Here is a 17,547-nt window from a genome sequence, read left to right as displayed (position 1 = left end):
GAACCGGTGTGTCAAAAGCATATGAAAAGGCAGGCGTGAATATCGAAGCAGGCTATGAAGCGGTAAACCGCATGAAATCTCATGTGGAACGGACAGCACGCAAAGGCATGCTGGGTGCATTCGGCGGCTTCGGCGGCATGTTTGATTTATCCGAGCTGAACTTGAAAGAACCGGTTCTTGTTTCCGGAACGGACGGAGTCGGAACGAAATTGAAGTTGGCTTTTATGGCAGACCGCCACGACACCATCGGCATTGATTGTGTGGCGATGTGCGTCAACGATATCGTAGCACAAGGTGCAGAGCCGCTGTTTTTCCTTGACTATATTGCAGTCGGCAAAGCGGTTCCGGAGAAAATCGAACAGATTGTCAAAGGCGTTGCAGATGGCTGTGTACAGGCCGGAGCAGCATTAATCGGCGGTGAAACAGCCGAGATGCCCGGGCTTTATGAAGTGGAAGAATACGACATTGCCGGGTTTGCAGTAGGCGCTGCGGAAAAGTCGGCCATCGTTACAGGCGAAAAGATCCGGCAGGGCGATGTTTTGGTCGGTCTTGCTTCAAGCGGCATCCATTCAAATGGCTATTCGCTTGTCCGCAATATTGTTTTTGACCAGAACCATTTTCAGCTTGATGGAATTATTGAAGGCTTTGAAGACCTCGGCCCCCTTGGCAATGAATTGCTTACGCCGACGAAAATCTATGCGAAAACCGTAGCAGCGATTTCCAAGGACACAGAAGTCCATGGCATGGCGCATGTGACTGGCGGCGGCTTTATCGAAAACTTGCCGCGCATGATGCCGGAAGGCTTGGGCGCTGAAATTGAGCTCGGCGCTTGGCCGGTTTTGCGCATTTTTGAAATGCTGAAAGAAAAAGGTTCATTGACAGACCGCGACATGTTTTCGGTATTCAATACCGGGATTGGCTTTGTGCTGGCTGTAGCTCCGGAAGACGTCAAACAAGTATTGGCGTCGGCTGAAGCAAGCGGTGAACAAGCCTATGTGATTGGCAAAGTATCTGCCAAAGCCGGTGTGCAATTCAAAGGCGAACAGGATGGAACTCTCGATGAACAATAAACCCAAAATTGCCGTTTTCGCTTCTGGAAACGGCTCTAATTTTCAAGCGATTGCGGATGCAGTTCAAGCAGGGAAGCTGAAAGCAGACTTGGCGCTTGTTGTAACGGACCGCCCAAAAGCTTTTGTCGTGGAGCGGGCAAAAAAAGCGGGCATCGCTTCTTTTGCCTTTGTCCCGAAAGAATACGATTCAAAGCAATCATATGAAGAAATGCTGAAGGAGAAACTGCAAAGCTTAGGCGTAGAATGGATTGTGCTGGCCGGCTATATGCGGCTGATTGGGCCTGTGCTCCTGGAAGCGTACGAAAACCGGATCCTCAACATCCATCCTTCCGTTTTGCCTGCTTTTCCGGGAAAAGATGCCATTGGCCAAACGATGGCTTCCGGAGTGGAAACGGCGGGCGTTACCGTGCATTACGTCGATGCCGGCATGGACACCGGACAAATCATCGCCCAGCAATCTTTTGCCATAAACGGACGGGACCGGGGAACGGTCGAACAAGAAATCCATGCGATTGAACATCAGTTGTATCCTGCAACCTTGCAGCGATTATTTAACAAGTAGTACACATCTGCAGTATTTTATAGGAGGACTTAACGTGAGAAAAAGAGCTTTGCTAAGTGTATCGGATAAATCAGGCATTTTGGAGTTTGCGCAAGAACTGGAAAAGATGGACTATGAAATCTTGTCGACAGGCGGAACAAAACGCTTTTTGGAAGAAAACGGCGTTTCGATTACTGCCGTTGATGAAATTACGAAATTCCCCGAAATTCTGGGCGGACGCGTTAAAACCCTGCATCCTTTAGTCCACGGCGGCCTTTTGGCAAAACATGATGATGCCCAGCATCAAAGTGAAATGGCTGAAAACGGCATATCCCCGATTGATATCGTTTGCGTCAACTTGTATCCGTTCCGCGAAACCATTTCAAAGCCCGATGTCACAGTTGAAGATGCCATCGAAAACATTGATATCGGCGGTCCGACGATGCTTCGTTCTGCAGCCAAAAACCATGCGTATGTCACGGTTATTGTCGATTCTGAGGACTATGCAATCGTCACCAGTGAATTGCGTGATCAAAACGCTACAACTCCCGAAACAAGACGCCGTTTAGCAGCGAAAGTTTTCCGCCATACTGCAGCTTACGACTCTTACATCTCTAATTACCTCACAGATTTGACCGGTGAAGAATACCCGGATCAATTGACGCTTACATATGAATTGCAGCAGCCGCTTCGCTACGGCGAAAATCCGCATCAAAAAGCGGCTTTCTACCGCAGTCCGCTTGGCTCAGACTTTTCGATTGCGAGTGCCGAGCAATTGCATGGCAAGGAACTGTCGTACAACAATATTCAGGATGCAAATGCAGCCCTTCAGATCATTAAGGAATTCAAGATGCCGGCAGCAGTTGCGGTCAAGCACATGAATCCTTGCGGCGTCGGCACGGGAGAAACGATTTCTGCTGCATTTGCAAAAGCCTACGAAGCGGATTCCACTTCGATTTTTGGCGGCATTGTGGCATTGAACAGGGAAGTCGATGCGGAAACAGCTAAACAACTGGCCGGCATTTTCCTTGAAATCATTATTGCACCTGCGTTTTCGGAAGAGGCCTTGGAAATTTTGACGCAGAAGAAAAACATCCGCTTGTTGACGATTCTGTTTGACGGCACCAAACAAGATAAATGGAATACTGTTACCGTAGAAGGCGGCTTGCTTGTCCAGCAGCCGGATACGTTCGGCTACGAAGACGCTGAGATTCAAGTTGCAACAGAACGCCAGCCGACTGACGCAGAGCTTGAAGCGCTGAAACTTGGCTGGAGTGTCGTCAAGCACGTCAAGTCGAATGCCATTGTCGTCTCTAATTCGGATATGACAGTAGGGATCGGTGCGGGACAGATGAACCGCGTAGGTTCTGCAAAAATCGCGTTGGAACAAGCCGGAGAAAAAGCCGTAGGCGCCATCATGGCTTCTGATGCCTTTTTCCCGATGTCCGATACGGTCGAAGCTGCTGCCAAAGCTGGCATCAAAGCAATCATCCAGCCGGGCGGATCGAAAAAAGACCAGGAATCAATCGATATGGCCAATGCACACGGCATCGCAATGGTCTTCACAGGGGTTCGCCATTTCAAACACTAAGCGAGGTGCAGTTGGATGAAAGTAATGGTTATTGGAAGAGGCGGAAGAGAACACGCCATCGCACGCCAATTTTCACGGTCGGCTTCGGTAGAACAGGTTTATGCAGCTCCGGGCAACGATGGAATGGCAATGGACGCAGCGGTCACGGCAATCGATGAAATGGATTTTTCAGCATTGGCCGATTTTGCGAAGCAGCAGAATATTGATTTCACTTTCGTAGGACCTGAACAGCCATTGGCTGCAGGCATCGTCGACTTTTTTGAAGAACGCGGACTGCGGATTTTTGGGCCATCGAAAGCAGCGGCCCAAATTGAAGGCAGCAAAGCATTCGCCAAGGAATTGATGGAAAAATACGACATTCCGACAGCGGCTTACGAGACCTTCACTGAAACGGAACCGGCGATTGACTTTATCCGCAAACACGGGGCACCGATTGTCATTAAAGCGGATGGCTTAGCAGCAGGTAAAGGGGTTGTCGTAGCTGCATCCGAAGGAGAAGCAATCGCTGCGGTCAAAGACATGCTCGATGGCCAGAAATTCGGCGACTCCGGGTCACGTGTCGTCATAGAAGAATTTCTGGACGGGGAAGAATTTTCATTCATGTCTTTTGTTCAGAACGGCCGGATTTACCCGATGGTGATTTCACAGGACCATAAACGGGCGTATGACGGGGACCGTGGACCGAATACAGGCGGCATGGGCGCTTATTCGCCGGTGCCCCAAATCTCCGACAGCGTTGTGAAAAAGACATATGCCAAAATTGTGGTGCCGGCCGTTGAAGCGATGGAAGCCGAAGGCACGCCGTTTAACGGCATCCTATATGCCGGCATCATTTTAACGGAGCAAGGACCGAAAGTGATTGAATTTAATGCACGCTTCGGCGATCCGGAAACGCAAGTAGTGCTGCCGCGCATGCAATCCGATTTCGGTGCGTTTATGGATAGTTTGCTGAAAGGGAAGCCGTTCGAACTCGAATGGAATGAACAAGCGGTATTAGGTGTTGTCTTAGCAGCGGAAGGCTATCCGGAAAGCGCCGAAAAAGGCCAGCTGCTGCCGGATCTTCAGCGGCTGGATGGTGTTGAAATAACGCATGCCGGAACGAAGCGGATTGATTCCGGCTTCGCTGGAAACGGCGGGCGGGTTTTGTTGGTTGCTGCAGCGGGCGCGAGCATTGCCCAAGCTCAGGATAAAGTATATGAGCAGCTGAATAAGCTCCGATGGGATGGGTTTTTTTACCGGTCGGACATCGGATGGCGTGCAAAGTAATTTTTTGTGTGTTATAATAATAAACAGCAAATGGCGTAGATTTCGAAAGAAAATACGCCATTTTTGTTTTTTCCTCTTAAAAAACGGGTATACCATTCAAGTTGAGGAACGCGTTTACCCACTTATACCTCCCTGTACACTCCAGAACAAGTACGCCAACGAAGAAATGAAAGCAAACAGGCTTTCCCACTATGAAAGGGGCAAATTGAATGAATTGGTACGAAAAATTAAATCAGTATTTCCCGGTAGAAGAAATGAAATCAAAAGAGCATATGGAGACTTTGCTGAAAGAAAAAGGTAATGTGTATCATAAAGACGAAGGGCCATACCATGTCTTGATGTATGCTGAATTCGAGAACTTTTCTTTTGTGGATTATCTATTTGTTTCAAAAGAATCACGCGGCATGGGTCTTGGCAAAAAGACTTTGCAAATGCTGAAAGACAAAAAGAAACCGATCATCCTTGAAGTGGAGCCGGTAAATTACGAAGATACGGATTCTGAAAAACGCCTCCGTTTCTATGCACGCGAAGGATTTGAACATGCATCATCAATTGGCTACTGCCGCCGCTCACTGGCAACGGGCGAGGAAAACTCAATGGAAATCCTGTATTGGGCTCCAAACGGCGAAAGCGAAGAAGAGATTTTTGAAGCGATGAAGAAAATGTACGAAGACATCCACACTTACAAAGACACTCATTTTTACGGCGAATCGTATGATGGGGTCAATAAAGTTTTGACTTTCGATGAGGGAAGCAAAGAAGACGTCTTGGAACCATTTTCAAACCCGATTTCGAAATAAGAAAAATCCACGCCTTCGCGTGGATTTTTTGTGTCTGCTTCTAAAATCCTTCTTCTTATATTTGACAGTCTTATCTGTATTTTCAACCTATATTATGCTACGATATTATCTATAAGAGAAGAGAGAGAAGGTGCCGGCACTTGGTAAACCCGTTATGGAGAAACAACGAAATTAGACAGCAAATGAAGGTAATTACGAAAGAAGCATCGCCGGATCTTGTTCTGACGAATGCAACCTATTTACATGGCATATTCAAAAAATGGATGACCGGAAATATCTGGATCAAGGATGACCGGATTGTTTACGCAGGACAAGAAATGCCGAACATCGGCAAAGACACGGAAGTTGCAGACATGACTGGCAAGTTTATTGTACCGGGATACATAGAACCTCATGTTCACCCTTACCAGCTGTATAATCCGCAGACATTTGCTGATTACGCCGCGCAAGGCGGAACCACGACGTTCCTGTCAGACAACCTGACTTTGTTTTTAGCATTGGAAAACGAGAAAGCGTTTTCATTGCTGGATGAACTGCGAAAGCTGCCATTTAATTATTATTGGTGGACCCGCTTTGATTCGCAAACAGAGATGAATAACGAGGACCATTTATTCACATCCAAGTCAGTCGGAGAATGGCTGGACCGTCCGGACGTTCTGTTAGGCGGCGAATTGACAGGCTGGCCGAAGCTGATGGCAGGCGATGATCAAATGCTGTACTGGATCCAGAAAGCGAAACTGGGCCTGAAAAAAATTGAAGGCCATTTCCCAGGAGCTTCTGAAAAGACTTTGGCACGCATGCGGCTCCTTGGAGCGGACGGGGACCACGAAGCGATGACGGTGGACGAAGTGGAAATGCGCCTGCTGCACGGCTACGGCGTGACGCTTCGCCATTCTTCCATCCGCCCGGATTTGCCGAGTTTGCTCAAAGGCATTGTCGAACGTGAGTTGAATGTATTCGATAAGCTGATGATGACAACGGATGGCTCTACTCCTGGTTTCCATCAGGACGGAGTCATGGATCTGTGCATCCAAATTGCACTGGATGCAGGAGTACCGCCGATTGATGCTTACATGATGGCGTCTTACAATGTAGCCCGTTACTACAATGTAACGAACTTGCATGGCTTGATTGCCACAGGGCGCATGGCGAACTTGAATATCCTGGATGATATTGAGAATCCAGTGCCGTCCGGCGTTATTTCAAAAGGCGTCTGGCTGAAGAAAAACGGTGAAAAAGTATATACGCTTCCAACGATCGACTGGTCGGTTATGCCGGACCTCGATATGAAATTTGACTTGACGGAAGACGATTTCCAGTTCTCCATGCCTTTCGGAATCGAAATGGTCAACGATGTGATTACCAAACCTTATTCAGTCAATGTCGACACCCACGACGGCAATTTGTCGAAGGCCCACGATGAAAGCTTTATGATGCTGGTTGACCGGCATGGGAAATGGCGCGTCAATACATTGATCAAAGGCTTTGCCGCAGGAGTCAGCGGATTTGCTTCTTCGTATACCAATACAGGGGACATCATCCTGATCGGAAAAAGCCGGCGGGATATGTGGGCTGCTTTTGAAGAACTGAAGCGCATCAAGGGAGGCATCGTCTTAATCGAAGACGGAGAAAATGTCTGCACGCTGCCGCTGCCAATAGGCGGAGGCATGTCCGATCTGCCGATGGAGCAATTGATCCCGCAGGAGGCGGCTTTGAAAGAAGCGCTGAAAGAGCGCGGCTATAAGCATGGCGACGCCGTTTATACGCTATTGTTCTTACAGGCCACCCATCTGCCTTATGTGCGCATTACGCAAAAAGGGATTTATGATGTCATGAACAAAAAAATCCTGTTCCCGGCATTTATGCGCTGAGGAATGGCTGCAGCTTTAGAATAGCCATATTATTTTTCTCTGCTTGGCTAAAGTGCTAAACTAGTGAAACAGGCTTCTAAATTAAATGTCTTATACCGGGCATGGAGAAGCGGGCTTCTTCATGCCTTTGACATGGGATGAGCCAGCTCAGGAAGAGGAAGGAAAGGACGGTGAAGCTGCATGCAGGTGGATAAAATCCGCGGACCGCAAACAGACCAATTGATCGAAGCAATCTTGGCGCTGAAAGACAAAGAAGAAGCTTATCGTTTTTTCGATGATCTTTGCACCATCAGTGAAATCCAATCGCTGTCGCAGCGTTTGGAAGTGGCGCATATGCTGAGAATGAAAAAAACATATGAAAAAATTAAGAATGAAACCGGTGCGAGTACAGCCACGATTTCACGTGTGCGCCGCTGCCTGAATTACGGCAATGACGGCTACGATGAAATGCTGGGGCGTCTGTATCCAGACGAAAAACCGTTTCAACTGCCAAAAGACTGAACAAAAGAGTTGCCGCAAATTTATTGCGGCAACTCTTTTGCAATGAATCCAGCAAAGCAGTGTAGAGCAGGATTCTGCTTCACGCTCTTTTTGAAAGGAGGGCTAGCCGACAAGTCGCGTGTAGACTTATCGGTTAAACCCGTTTTTTTGTTATAATAAAGTAATGAAAAAAGAACCAAGGTTAGGTGGATGATTGTGGACTTTCAAACATGGCGTCATGTCTTTAAATTAGATCCGGCGAAAGCCATTTCGGATGAACAGTTGGAACGAATTTGCGAATCTGGGACCGATGCCATCTTGATTGGCGGAAGCGATAATGTCACACTCGACAATGTCCTTGATTTAATGGCGCGGGTACGCCGCTACACAGTGCCCGTTGTACTGGAAGTCTCGGCAATTGAAGCGGTAACGCCCGGGTTTGACTTTTATTTCATTCCGACCGTTTTGAACAGCGACAATCCCTTATGGGTCAAAGGCCTTCACCACGAAGCCATCCGGGAATACGGAGATATTATGGACTGGGAAGAATTGATTCCGGAAGGGTATTGCATTTTAAATCCCGATTGCAAAGCGGCAAAGTTGACGCAGGCTAAAACCGATCTAACATTAGATGACGTGCTGGCATATGCGAGAATGGCGGAACATTTTTTCCGGCTGCCGATTTTTTATATGGAATACAGCGGTACATACGGAGATGCCGGCTGGGTCCGGGATGTCCGCCGCGTGCTGGACAATACCCGGTTGTTTTATGGAGGCGGCATCGATTCGCCGGAGAAGGCGAAAGAAATGGCCGCTCTTGCCGATACGATCGTCGTCGGCAACTTGATTTATGAAAATATCGAAAATGCGATGGCAACCGTACAGGCGGTTGCAGAAACGGATAACAAGTCGCTATAATAAAAAGAACAGATGTTCGAGGTGGTGCACAATGGAAATCATTACAAAGAATTTATTAAAAGGGATGAATCCCGAGCAAGAACAGGCGGTTAAAGCAACCGATGGCCCGTTGCTGATCATGGCCGGTGCAGGATCAGGGAAAACGCGCGTGCTGACGCATCGCATCGCGTATTTAGTTCTGGAGAAAGAAGTTTACCCTTCCAATATTTTGGCTATTACGTTTACGAACAAAGCCGCACGTGAAATGCGCAGCCGAATTGATGGGCTGCTCGGGCACGGAACGGGGGAACGCATGTGGGTTTCGACGTTCCACTCGATGTGCGTCCGCATTTTGCGCCGGGATATCGACCGGCTTGGCTTTTCCAAGAACTTCTCGATTTTGGATACGACCGACCAGTTGACCGTTATTAAGAATGTCTTGAAACAGCTTGATCTGGATCCGAAAAAATATGAACCCCGTACGATGCTGAATGCCATTTCTTCATCGAAAAACGAATGCATCAGCGCAACGGAATTTGCAGCGAATATGAATCCGCATAACCCGTATGAAAAAACGGTGGCAGATGTCTATGCCGCTTACGAAAAGCGATTGAAAAAGAACCAGTCGCTTGATTTTGACGATTTGATCATGACGACGCTGACGTTGTTCAACACGGTGCCGGAAGTATTGGAGTTTTATCAGAACAAATTCCATTATATCCACGTGGATGAATACCAGGATACGAACAATGCCCAGTACCAGCTCGTCCAGAAATTAGCGAGCAAATTCAAGAACATTTGCGTTGTCGGAGATTCCGATCAGTCGATTTATCGCTGGCGTGGAGCGGATATCACGAATATCCTATCGTTCGAAAAAGATTACCCGAATGCAAAAGTCATCATGTTGGAGCAGAACTACCGCTCGACCAAACGCATTTTGCAGGCAGCCAACGATGTCATCAAGAAAAATAAGAGCCGCTATCCGAAAGAATTGCGCACCGATAATGCGGATGGCCCGGCCATTACACTCCATAAAGCGGGAGATGAACGCCAGGAGGCGCAGTATGTGGTCCAGACCATCCAGAAGCTGATGCAAGAAGAAGGATACAAAACCTCGGACTTTGCGATTCTTTACCGCACCAATGCCCAGTCGCGGGTGCTGGAGGAAATGTTCGTCAAATCGAATATGTCGTATACGATTGTCGGCGGAACGAAGTTCTATGACCGCAAAGAGATCAAGGATTTGTTGGCTTATTTGCGCTTGATTGCCAATAACGATGACGACTTGTCGCTTGCCCGCATCATCAATGAACCGAAACGCGGCATCGGCGCCACTTCATTTGAACGCATGGCCCGTTTTGCCATCGATCAGGACCGCACGATCATGGATGCCTTGCAGGAAGCCGATTTTATGGGACTGACGGCAAAAACGGCACAGACGGCAATCGAATTCCGCAATATGATCAATGGCTTTACGCAAATGCAGGAATATTTGTCGGTGACGGAATTGGTTGAAGAAGTCTTGAAGAAATCGGGCTACAAACACATGCTGCAGATCGATAAAACCATTGAAGGCGAAAGCCGCCTGGAAAACTTGAACGAGTTCTTATCGGTTACCCAGGCATTTGAAAAGCAAAGCGACGACAAATCACTGGTCGCTTTCTTGACGGATTTGGCCTTGATTTCCGATATCGATTCCGTCGATGACGAAGAAGATGCGGACGGACCGATCATTTTGATGACCATGCACGCTGCAAAAGGGCTTGAATTCCCTGTTGTCTTCATCATCGGGCTCGAGGAAAACGTCTTCCCGCATTCGCGTTCAAACAACGACGACGACGAATTGGAAGAAGAACGCCGTTTGGCTTACGTCGGCATCACACGGGCTGAACAGCGCCTCTATTTGACGCATGCTTCGTCCCGGACCTTGTTCGGCAAGAGCAATTACAATATGCCTTCCCGTTTCATCAATGAAATATCGGAAGAGCTGATTGAACAATCAACACCGGTTCACCGTGCTGGGGCAGCGACCAGCTACAGACAGGTCCCACGACGGGCCGCTGTCAGCCGTCCAGCCTACGAGCCGTCCGGCGGCGACAAACTCGGATGGCGCTCAGGCGACCGCGCGAAACACAAAAAATGGGGCACAGGAACAGTGGTCAGCGTCAAAGGCGAAGGCGAACAAACTGAACTTGACATTGCCTTCCCAAGCCCAGTGGGCATCAAACGGCTATTGGCGAAATTTGCGCCGATCGAAAAAGAATAATCGGGAGGAAACCAAATGGACCGCATACAAGCAGAGCAACGCGTTACTGAGTTAAACGAACAACTTCGGGGATATGGCCACGCCTATTACGTGCTTGATAAACCGGCTGTTCCCGACTCTGTTTACGATCAATTGATGAATGAATTAATCGAACTCGAGACTTTGTATCCCGATTTGATTTTTCCCGATTCCCCGACTCAGCGGGTCGGAGGCACACCAATTTCCAACTTTGATAAAGTGACGCATGCTTTGCCGATGCTCAGTTTATCAAACGTATTCAATGAAGAAGACATCCGCGATTTTGACCGCCGCGTGCGAAGCGGCGCCGGGGACAATATTGAATATGTCTGTGAACTGAAAATCGACGGGCTTGCGGTATCCCTGATTTATGAGAATGGCCAATTTGTCCGGGGAGCGACCCGGGGAGACGGCCGTGTCGGGGAAGATATCACCGTCAACCTGCGTACAGTGCGCACCATTCCATTGAAACTGCGGAAGTCCGAATCCTTGGAAGTGCGCGGTGAAGTATTCATGCCGAAAAAATCATTCCACGCATTGAACGCGGAACGCGGGGAGCGCGGCGAGGAATTGTTTGCCAATCCCCGAAACGCCGCTGCCGGATCGCTGCGCCAACTGGATCCGAAAATCGCAGCGAGCCGGAATTTGGATGTCTTTATCTATGGCATCGGCGGAGACGCTGAATCGCACGGATTGAGCGAGCACGAAGAAACGCTGCAGTTTATCGAGGCGCTCGGTTTCAAAACGAATAACGAACGCCAAGTATGCCGAAGTGTGGAAGAAGTGCTGGCTTATATCGAGAAATGGACAGAGCAGCGTGCGGATTTGTCTTATGAAATTGATGGCATCGTCATCAAAGTAAACCGCTATTTGCAGCAGCAAGAACTCGGGTTTACAGCGAAAAGCCCGAAATGGGCAACCGCTTATAAATTCCCCGCAGAAGAAGTAATGACCACGGTCCGCGACATTGAACTCAGCGTCGGGCGCACAGGCGTCGTGACGCCGACTGCCATACTTGATCCCGTGTCAGTAGCGGGCACAACCGTTCAGCGCGCTTCGCTTCACAATGAAGACTTGATCCGCGAAAAAGACATTCGCATCGGCGACAAAGTCATCATCCGGAAAGCCGGAGATATCATTCCGGAAGTCGTGTCTGCACTGGTCGAACAGCGGACGGGAGACGAACTGCCATTTGAAATGCCGGAGAATTGCCCGGCCTGCGGAAGCGAATTGATCCGCATCGAAGGAGAAGTGGCGCTTCGCTGCGTCAATCCGCAATGCCCGGCCCAAATTACCGAAGGTTTGATCCATTTTGTTTCGCGCAATGCGATGAATATCGAAGGGCTCGGAGAAAAAGTGATCGAGCAGCTATACCGGGAAGGCTTGATTGCCGATATTTCGGATATCTACAAACTGACGAAAGAGCAATTGCTGAATCTGGACCGGATGGGGGAAAAATCCGCCTCCAATTTGATAGCGGCAATTGATGCTTCGCGCAGCAATTCGATGGAGCGCTTATTGTTCGGCCTTGGCATCCGCCACGTTGGCGAACGGGGCGCCCGGATTTTATCCGAGCATTTCGGCAGCATAGAGAAATTGATGACTGCCACTTTTGATGAACTCATCAATATCCATGAAATCGGCGGGAAAATGGCTGATTCGATTGTGGCGTATTTTGAAACAGAAGAAGTTCAGCAATTGATGCAACGTTTAGCGGAAGCAAACGTCAATTTAACTTATACAGGGACACGCGTTCGAGTTGAAGAAGGCGCAAATGCCTTTGCCGGCAAGAAAATCGTTTTGACCGGAAAACTTGAAAAACTGACGCGCGGCGAAGCACAGTCCCAAATTGAAGCGCTGGGCGGAAAAGTATCCGGCAGTGTCAGCAAGAAAACGGATCTGGTCATCGCTGGCGAAGAAGCCGGTTCAAAACTGGCGAAGGCGTTGGAACTGAAAGTAGACGTTTGGAACGAAGAACGTCTCATTGAAGAATTGAGTAAATGAGGAGATTTGGAACATGAAACGCTTATGGTGGATTCCGGTCAGCTTATTGCTGCTTTCGGGATGTGTGCCTTCTGATTCGGATGAAACGGAAGTGCTCAAGACAGAAGAAGAAGCAGCAGAAACGGCGATCATTCCGAGCATGCAGCTGGATGACCGGTATTACCGGACCTTGCTGCCGTATAAACAAAGTGCCACGAGAGGCAAAATCGTTAACCGGCTGAATTCCCGCTACGATATCAAAGAAGCGGAAAATGGGCTATTGAGATTGTCGCAGAACCAATTTTCACCGGATGACTATTATTTTCAGGAAGGCCAGAAGCTAACGGATGAAGATGCGAATGCATGGCTTTCACGTGCAAGCAAAGACAATCCCTTAGGATTGAATCCGGCCGATCCGCGTTCAGAAGCGCAGAAAAAAGCGGGGGAACGCCCGCCGGCTGAAATCCTGGCTCATATTGTCGAACAAAATTATTTGGTGAAAACGAATGAGGAAACGATTCGCTTAGGCGGTGTTTCAATCGGCTTGGCCTTGAACTCGACTTATTACAATTCGGTCAATGAAATTGCCTATGAAGAAGCCATTCCCCAAGCACAGATCGAAAAAGAAGGGGTGCGCCTCGCCAACGAAATCGTGAAACGCCTACGTGAAAAAGAAGGAATGGCGAAAGTGCCCATCACCGTAGGGCTATATAAGCAAAACAGCCGCGGAGCCATTACGCCAGGAACTTATTTTTCTTACGGTGTGGCGCCGGGCGGACAAGGGAAAGTTGCGAATTGGACTCCAGTCAACGAGGAATACGTCGTATTTCCAACGTCAGGTGCTGAAGAAAAATACCGGGAAGTGGATACGACCTTCCGCAACTTTAAAATGGATGTCGAAGAATATTTCTCAAACTTCACAAGCGTCATTGGAACAGGCTTCTACCAGGAAAACCAATTGCGCAAAATGCAAGTGGATATTCCCATCCAGTTTTATGGCTCGGCTGAATTGATCGGATTCAGCCAATATTTGACCGGTCTTGTGCTGGAACATTTCCCTGAAAACCTGGAAGTGGAAATCAGTGTCACTTCCACGAATGGTCCCGAAGCGCTGATTTTACGGAAAGCCGATCAAAAAGAACCGGTTGTTCACATTTATGAATAATTTGCAGGGGAATAGGGGGAGCCATGCCGGCTGTCCCTATTCATTTTTTCTGTCCAGACTCCAGCGACCAGATTCTCGGGGTCATAAGTCAACCCGGCTGTGCGGCAGAAGATACGCCGCTTCGCCGATTTGTCTTATGCCCGTCGAATCTAGGCAGTCGCTTTCGCTTTTCATGGAAAAATGCTATGATATTACGTATGTTTACTGAATCCGGAGGTGTAGAGAAATGGCGAAAATGACAAAAGAAGAAGTAATTGAAGTGGCCCATTTGGCGCGCTTGGCGATCACTGATGAAGAAGCTGTGCATTTTGCAGATCAGCTGGAAGCAATCACAAACGCAATGGAATTGCTGAATGAGCTGGACACTGAGAATGTGGAACCGACGACGCACGTACTTCCAATGGTCAATGTACTGCGTGAAGATAAATCAATCCCGGGACTGGACCGTGAATTGGTGCTGAAAAACGTAAAAGAACATGAAGCGGGGCAAATTAAAGTTCCGACGATTCTTGACTGATAAGGAGGAGAGCAAAAAGATGGCATTAGCAGATAAAACGGCAGCTGAGCTGCAAAAGTTGATACATACAAAGGAAATGACCATTTCTGAAATGGCAGAGCAGGCGTTTGAACGCATTGAAGAGCTTGATTCGAAAGTTGATGCTTTCTTGGCTATCGACAAAGAAGGTGCTTTGAAGCAAGCTGCACAATTGGAAGACACGCCTCTTGATGAGCGTGGGCCGTTATTCGGTTTGCCGATTGGCGTAAAAGACAATATCGTCACAGAAGGCATTGAAACCACGGCTTCAAGCCGGATTCTTGAAGGCTTTAACCCGATTTACGATGCAACCGTAGTGGAAAAGCTGAAGAAGGACGGAATGGTCATTGTCGGCAAATTGAACATGGATGAATTTGCGATGGGGTCTTCCAATGAGAACTCGTATTACAAAAATACAAAAAACCCTTGGAACCTTGAAACTGTGCCAGGCGGATCTTCAGGCGGATCTGCAGCAGCTGTAGCTGCTGGAGAAGTGCCGTTTACGCTTGGATCAGATACCGGTGGATCTATTCGGCAGCCCGCGGCATTTTGCGGCGTGGTGGGCATGAAGCCAACATACGGCCGTGTTTCCCGTTTTGGATTGATTGCTTATGCTTCGTCTTTGGACCAAATTGGGCCAATCACCCGTACGGTTAAAGACAATGCCTTGTTATTGAATACAATCGCTGGACACGACGAAAAAGATTCAACTTCTGCAAACGTCGAAGTGCCGGATTTTGCTGCTGCGTTGACGGGCGACATCCAAGGGCTTCGCATCGGCGTTCCAAAAGAATATTTCGCAGAAGGCGTCGGCGAAGCTGCCAAACAGGCAGTCCGCGACGCATTGAAAGTGCTTGAAGAAAAAGGCGCAACATGGGAAGAAATTTCCTTGCCGCATTCGAAATATGCTCTTTCGACGTATTACTTGATCGCTTCTTCTGAAGCTTCTTCAAACTTGTCGCGTTTTGACGGAATCCGATACGGATACCGCACCCAAAAAGCGGGCAATTTGCTTGAGTTTTATATGAATACACGTTCTGAAGGCTTTGGCGATGAAGTCAAGCGCCGCATTATGCTTGGGACATATGCACTTAGCTCCGGCTACTACGACGCGTATTACAAAAAAGCACAAAAAGTGCGCACATTGATCAAACAGGATTTCGATAAAGCGTTTGAACAATACGATGTCATCATCGGGCCAACAACGCCGACGCCAGCATTTAAAATCGGCGAAAAAATCGACGATCCACTAACGATGTATGCGAATGATATTTTGACGATTCCTGTCAACTTGGCAGGGGTTCCGGCGATTTCGGTTCCTTGCGGTTTTGACAATGGCTTGCCGCTTGGCTTGCAAATCATCGGGAAATATTTTGATGAAGAAACGGTTTACCGCGTTGCTGATGTTTTCGAGCAGGCAACTGATTTCCATAAAAAAACTCCTCAAGTTTGGGAGGGAGCTGTACAATGAATTTTGAAACAATCATCGGCCTCGAAGTACACGTCGAGCTAAAAACAGAATCGAAAATGTTCTCTCCTGCACCAGCTCATTTCGGTGCAGAACCGAATACCAATACAAACGTGATCGACCTTGGCTACCCAGGCGTTTTGCCGGTAGTCAACAAAACTGCAGTGGATTGGGCGATGAAAGCGGCGCTTGCATTAAACTGCCAAATCAACCGCCACACGAAATTCGACCGCAAAAACTATTTCTATCCGGACAACCCGAAAGCTTATCAGATTTCCCAGTTTGATGAGCCGATCGGTGAACACGGCTGGATCGAAATTGAAGTAAAAGGCGAGAAAAAACGCATCGGCATTACGCGCCTCCATATGGAAGAAGATGCCGGGAAGCTGACGCATACCGGCAATGGCCATTCACTTGTAGACCTGAACCGCCAAGGCACGCCGCTGATTGAAATCGTTTCAGAGCCGGATATCCGCACGCCGGAAGAAGCTTATGCTTACTTGGAAAAAATCAAAGCGATCATCCAGTACACAGGCGTTTCTGATGTGCGCATGGAAGAAGGTTCGCTTCGCTGCGACGCCAACATTTCACTTCGTCCATACGGGCAAGAGGAATTCGGAACAAAGACAGAATTGAAGAACTTGAATTCATTCAACTTTGTGCGCAAAGGAATTGAGCACGAACAAGTCCGCCAGGAGCAAGTGTTGCTTTCAGGCGGCATCATCGAGCAGGAAACCCGCCGCTACGATGAATCGACAGGGAAAACCCTTTTGATGCGTGTGAAAGAAGGGTCGGACGATTACCGTTACTTCCCGGAACCGGATCTTGTCGATATCGTCATTGACGATGCTTGGCTGGAACGCGTACGTGCAGAAATTCCGGAACTTCCGGATGCCCGCAAAGCGCGCTACGTTTCTGAACTTGGCTTGTCATCATACGATGCAATGGTCCTGACGCTGGCGAAACCGATTTCGGACTTCTTTGAAGCGACAGTTGCAGCCGGCGCTGATTCAAAACTTGCGTCAAACTGGCTGATGGGTGAAGTTTCCGCTTACTTGAATGCCGAGCAAAAGGAATTGAGCGATACCCAATTGACTCCTGAAGGTTTGGCAGGCATGATCAAGCTGATTACAGATGGAACGATTTCTTCGAAAATCGCCAAAAAAGTCTTTAAAGAATTGATCGAAAAAGGCGGAGACGCGAACGACATCGTCAAAGCAAAAGGGCTTGTCCAAATTTCGGACGAAGGCACATTGCGTGAATTTGTTACAGCCGCTTTGGACAACAACCCGCAATCGATCGAAGACTTCAAAAACGGCAAAGACCGTGCAATCGGCTTCTTGGTCGGCCAAATTATGAAGCAGACAAAAGGGCAGGCAAACCCGCCATTGCTCAATAAAATCCTGCTTGAAGAAATTGCAAAACGATAAGATGATGAGATGGCCCTTTCACGGGCCATCTTTTTAATGTCTTCATATTAACGGTCTAAAGCTTAAAATAGGTTGAAGCTTCCACTTACTACAAGTAAACTAAGGATAAAGAGAAACTTCACCTGAAACACTGAACCATGTGAAGTTGATTCATTTGAGTTTTTAC

The 17,547-nt window shown here is 48.2% G+C and carries 14 protein-coding genes; all 14 read left to right on the top strand.

Annotation, left to right across the window (positions count from 1 at the left end):
* Positions 1-8: 8 nt before the first annotated feature.
* The 14 genes from purM to gatB all read left to right on the top strand — a co-directional run bounded on the left by purM (position 9) and on the right by gatB (position 17,381).
* The gene (gene purM / locus BLQ32_RS18405; RefSeq protein ID WP_036805982.1) at positions 9-1,070 is read left to right on the top strand and encodes a phosphoribosylformylglycinamidine cyclo-ligase; all 1,062 of its coding nucleotides are present in this window, start codon (positions 9-11) and stop codon (positions 1,068-1,070) included.
* A complete protein-coding gene (purN, locus tag BLQ32_RS18400) occupies positions 1,060-1,632 on the top strand; it encodes a phosphoribosylglycinamide formyltransferase (RefSeq protein ID WP_074511627.1) in 573 nt (190 codons plus the stop codon). The genes purM and purN overlap by 11 nt, the downstream gene beginning before the upstream one ends.
* A 34-nt stretch (positions 1,633-1,666) precedes the next feature.
* The gene (gene purH, locus BLQ32_RS18395; protein ID WP_074511625.1) at positions 1,667-3,202 is read left to right on the top strand and encodes a bifunctional phosphoribosylaminoimidazolecarboxamide formyltransferase/IMP cyclohydrolase; all 1,536 of its coding nucleotides are present in this window, start codon (positions 1,667-1,669) and stop codon (positions 3,200-3,202) included.
* A gap of 15 nt (positions 3,203-3,217) precedes the next feature.
* Positions 3,218-4,468: a phosphoribosylamine--glycine ligase gene (gene purD / locus BLQ32_RS18390; protein WP_074511623.1), complete on the top strand. Its 1,251-nt coding sequence runs from the start codon at positions 3,218-3,220 to the stop codon at positions 4,466-4,468.
* A 209-nt stretch (positions 4,469-4,677) separates the two neighbouring features.
* Positions 4,678-5,268 carry an N-acetyltransferase gene (locus BLQ32_RS18385; RefSeq protein ID WP_074511621.1) on the top strand — a complete coding sequence of 197 codons (591 nt, stop codon included), beginning with the start codon at positions 4,678-4,680 and terminating at the stop codon, positions 5,266-5,268.
* Positions 5,269-5,450: 182 nt separating this feature from the next.
* Entirely contained in the window at positions 5,451-7,139 is a 1,689-nt protein-coding gene (locus BLQ32_RS18380; RefSeq protein WP_425312193.1) for an adenine deaminase C-terminal domain-containing protein, read from the top strand.
* Between the two features lie 180 nt (positions 7,140-7,319).
* Entirely contained in the window at positions 7,320-7,640 is a 321-nt protein-coding gene (locus tag BLQ32_RS18375; protein ID WP_036805966.1) for a YerC/YecD family TrpR-related protein, read from the top strand.
* Between the two features lie 195 nt (positions 7,641-7,835).
* Positions 7,836-8,537, top strand: a complete 702-nt coding sequence (gene pcrB, locus BLQ32_RS18370) for a heptaprenylglyceryl phosphate synthase (protein ID WP_074511617.1) — start codon at positions 7,836-7,838, stop codon at positions 8,535-8,537.
* A 31-nt stretch (positions 8,538-8,568) separates the two neighbouring features.
* Positions 8,569-10,782, top strand: a complete 2,214-nt coding sequence (gene pcrA, locus BLQ32_RS18365) for a DNA helicase PcrA (RefSeq protein WP_036805938.1) — start codon at positions 8,569-8,571, stop codon at positions 10,780-10,782.
* A gap of 15 nt (positions 10,783-10,797) precedes the next feature.
* Positions 10,798-12,804 carry an NAD-dependent DNA ligase LigA gene (ligA, locus tag BLQ32_RS18360; RefSeq protein WP_074511615.1) on the top strand — a complete coding sequence of 669 codons (2,007 nt, stop codon included), beginning with the start codon at positions 10,798-10,800 and terminating at the stop codon, positions 12,802-12,804.
* Positions 12,805-12,817: 13 nt separating this feature from the next.
* Positions 12,818-13,948, top strand: coding sequence for a CamS family sex pheromone protein (locus BLQ32_RS18355; RefSeq protein WP_074511613.1), 1,131 nt, complete (start codon positions 12,818-12,820; stop codon positions 13,946-13,948).
* 226 nt (positions 13,949-14,174) lie between these two features.
* Positions 14,175-14,465, top strand: a complete 291-nt coding sequence (gene gatC, locus BLQ32_RS18350) for an Asp-tRNA(Asn)/Glu-tRNA(Gln) amidotransferase subunit GatC (protein WP_036805930.1) — start codon at positions 14,175-14,177, stop codon at positions 14,463-14,465.
* Between the two features lie 19 nt (positions 14,466-14,484).
* Positions 14,485-15,954 carry an Asp-tRNA(Asn)/Glu-tRNA(Gln) amidotransferase subunit GatA gene (gatA, locus tag BLQ32_RS18345; protein WP_074511611.1) on the top strand — a complete coding sequence of 490 codons (1,470 nt, stop codon included), beginning with the start codon at positions 14,485-14,487 and terminating at the stop codon, positions 15,952-15,954.
* Positions 15,951-17,381, top strand: coding sequence for an Asp-tRNA(Asn)/Glu-tRNA(Gln) amidotransferase subunit GatB (gene gatB / locus BLQ32_RS18340; protein WP_036805924.1), 1,431 nt, complete (start codon positions 15,951-15,953; stop codon positions 17,379-17,381). Before gatA ends, gatB begins: the two co-directional genes overlap by 4 nt.
* Positions 17,382-17,547 lie beyond the last annotated feature (166 nt).

The organism is Planococcus glaciei (genome assembly GCF_900099655.1).
Lineage (GTDB): Bacteria > Bacillota > Bacilli > Bacillales_A > Planococcaceae > Planococcus > Planococcus glaciei.
The sequence above is the reverse complement of the archived record's forward strand: the minus strand, read 5'-3'. Positions and strand labels throughout refer to the sequence as shown.

What these genes read in the sequence shown, in the direction of transcription:
- BLQ32_RS18375 (WP_036805966.1), top strand. Translation starts at nt 7,320, where the DNA reads ATGCAGGTGGATAAAATCCGCGGACCGCAAACAGACCAATTGATCGAA.
- gatA (WP_074511611.1), top strand. Translation starts at nt 14,485, where the DNA reads ATGGCATTAGCAGATAAAACGGCAGCTGAGCTGCAAAAGTTGATACAT.
- gatC (WP_036805930.1), top strand. Translation starts at nt 14,175, where the DNA reads ATGGCGAAAATGACAAAAGAAGAAGTAATTGAAGTGGCCCATTTGGCG.
- purD (WP_074511623.1), top strand. Translation starts at nt 3,218, where the DNA reads ATGAAAGTAATGGTTATTGGAAGAGGCGGAAGAGAACACGCCATCGCA.
- purN (WP_074511627.1), top strand. Translation starts at nt 1,060, where the DNA reads ATGAACAATAAACCCAAAATTGCCGTTTTCGCTTCTGGAAACGGCTCT.
- pcrA (WP_036805938.1), top strand. Translation starts at nt 8,569, where the DNA reads ATGGAAATCATTACAAAGAATTTATTAAAAGGGATGAATCCCGAGCAA.
- ligA (WP_074511615.1), top strand. Translation starts at nt 10,798, where the DNA reads ATGGACCGCATACAAGCAGAGCAACGCGTTACTGAGTTAAACGAACAA.
- gatB (WP_036805924.1), top strand. Translation starts at nt 15,951, where the DNA reads ATGAATTTTGAAACAATCATCGGCCTCGAAGTACACGTCGAGCTAAAA.
- BLQ32_RS18385 (WP_074511621.1), top strand. Translation starts at nt 4,678, where the DNA reads ATGAATTGGTACGAAAAATTAAATCAGTATTTCCCGGTAGAAGAAATG.
- BLQ32_RS18355 (WP_074511613.1), top strand. Translation starts at nt 12,818, where the DNA reads ATGAAACGCTTATGGTGGATTCCGGTCAGCTTATTGCTGCTTTCGGGA.
- BLQ32_RS18380 (WP_425312193.1), top strand. Translation starts at nt 5,451, where the DNA reads ATGAAGGTAATTACGAAAGAAGCATCGCCGGATCTTGTTCTGACGAAT.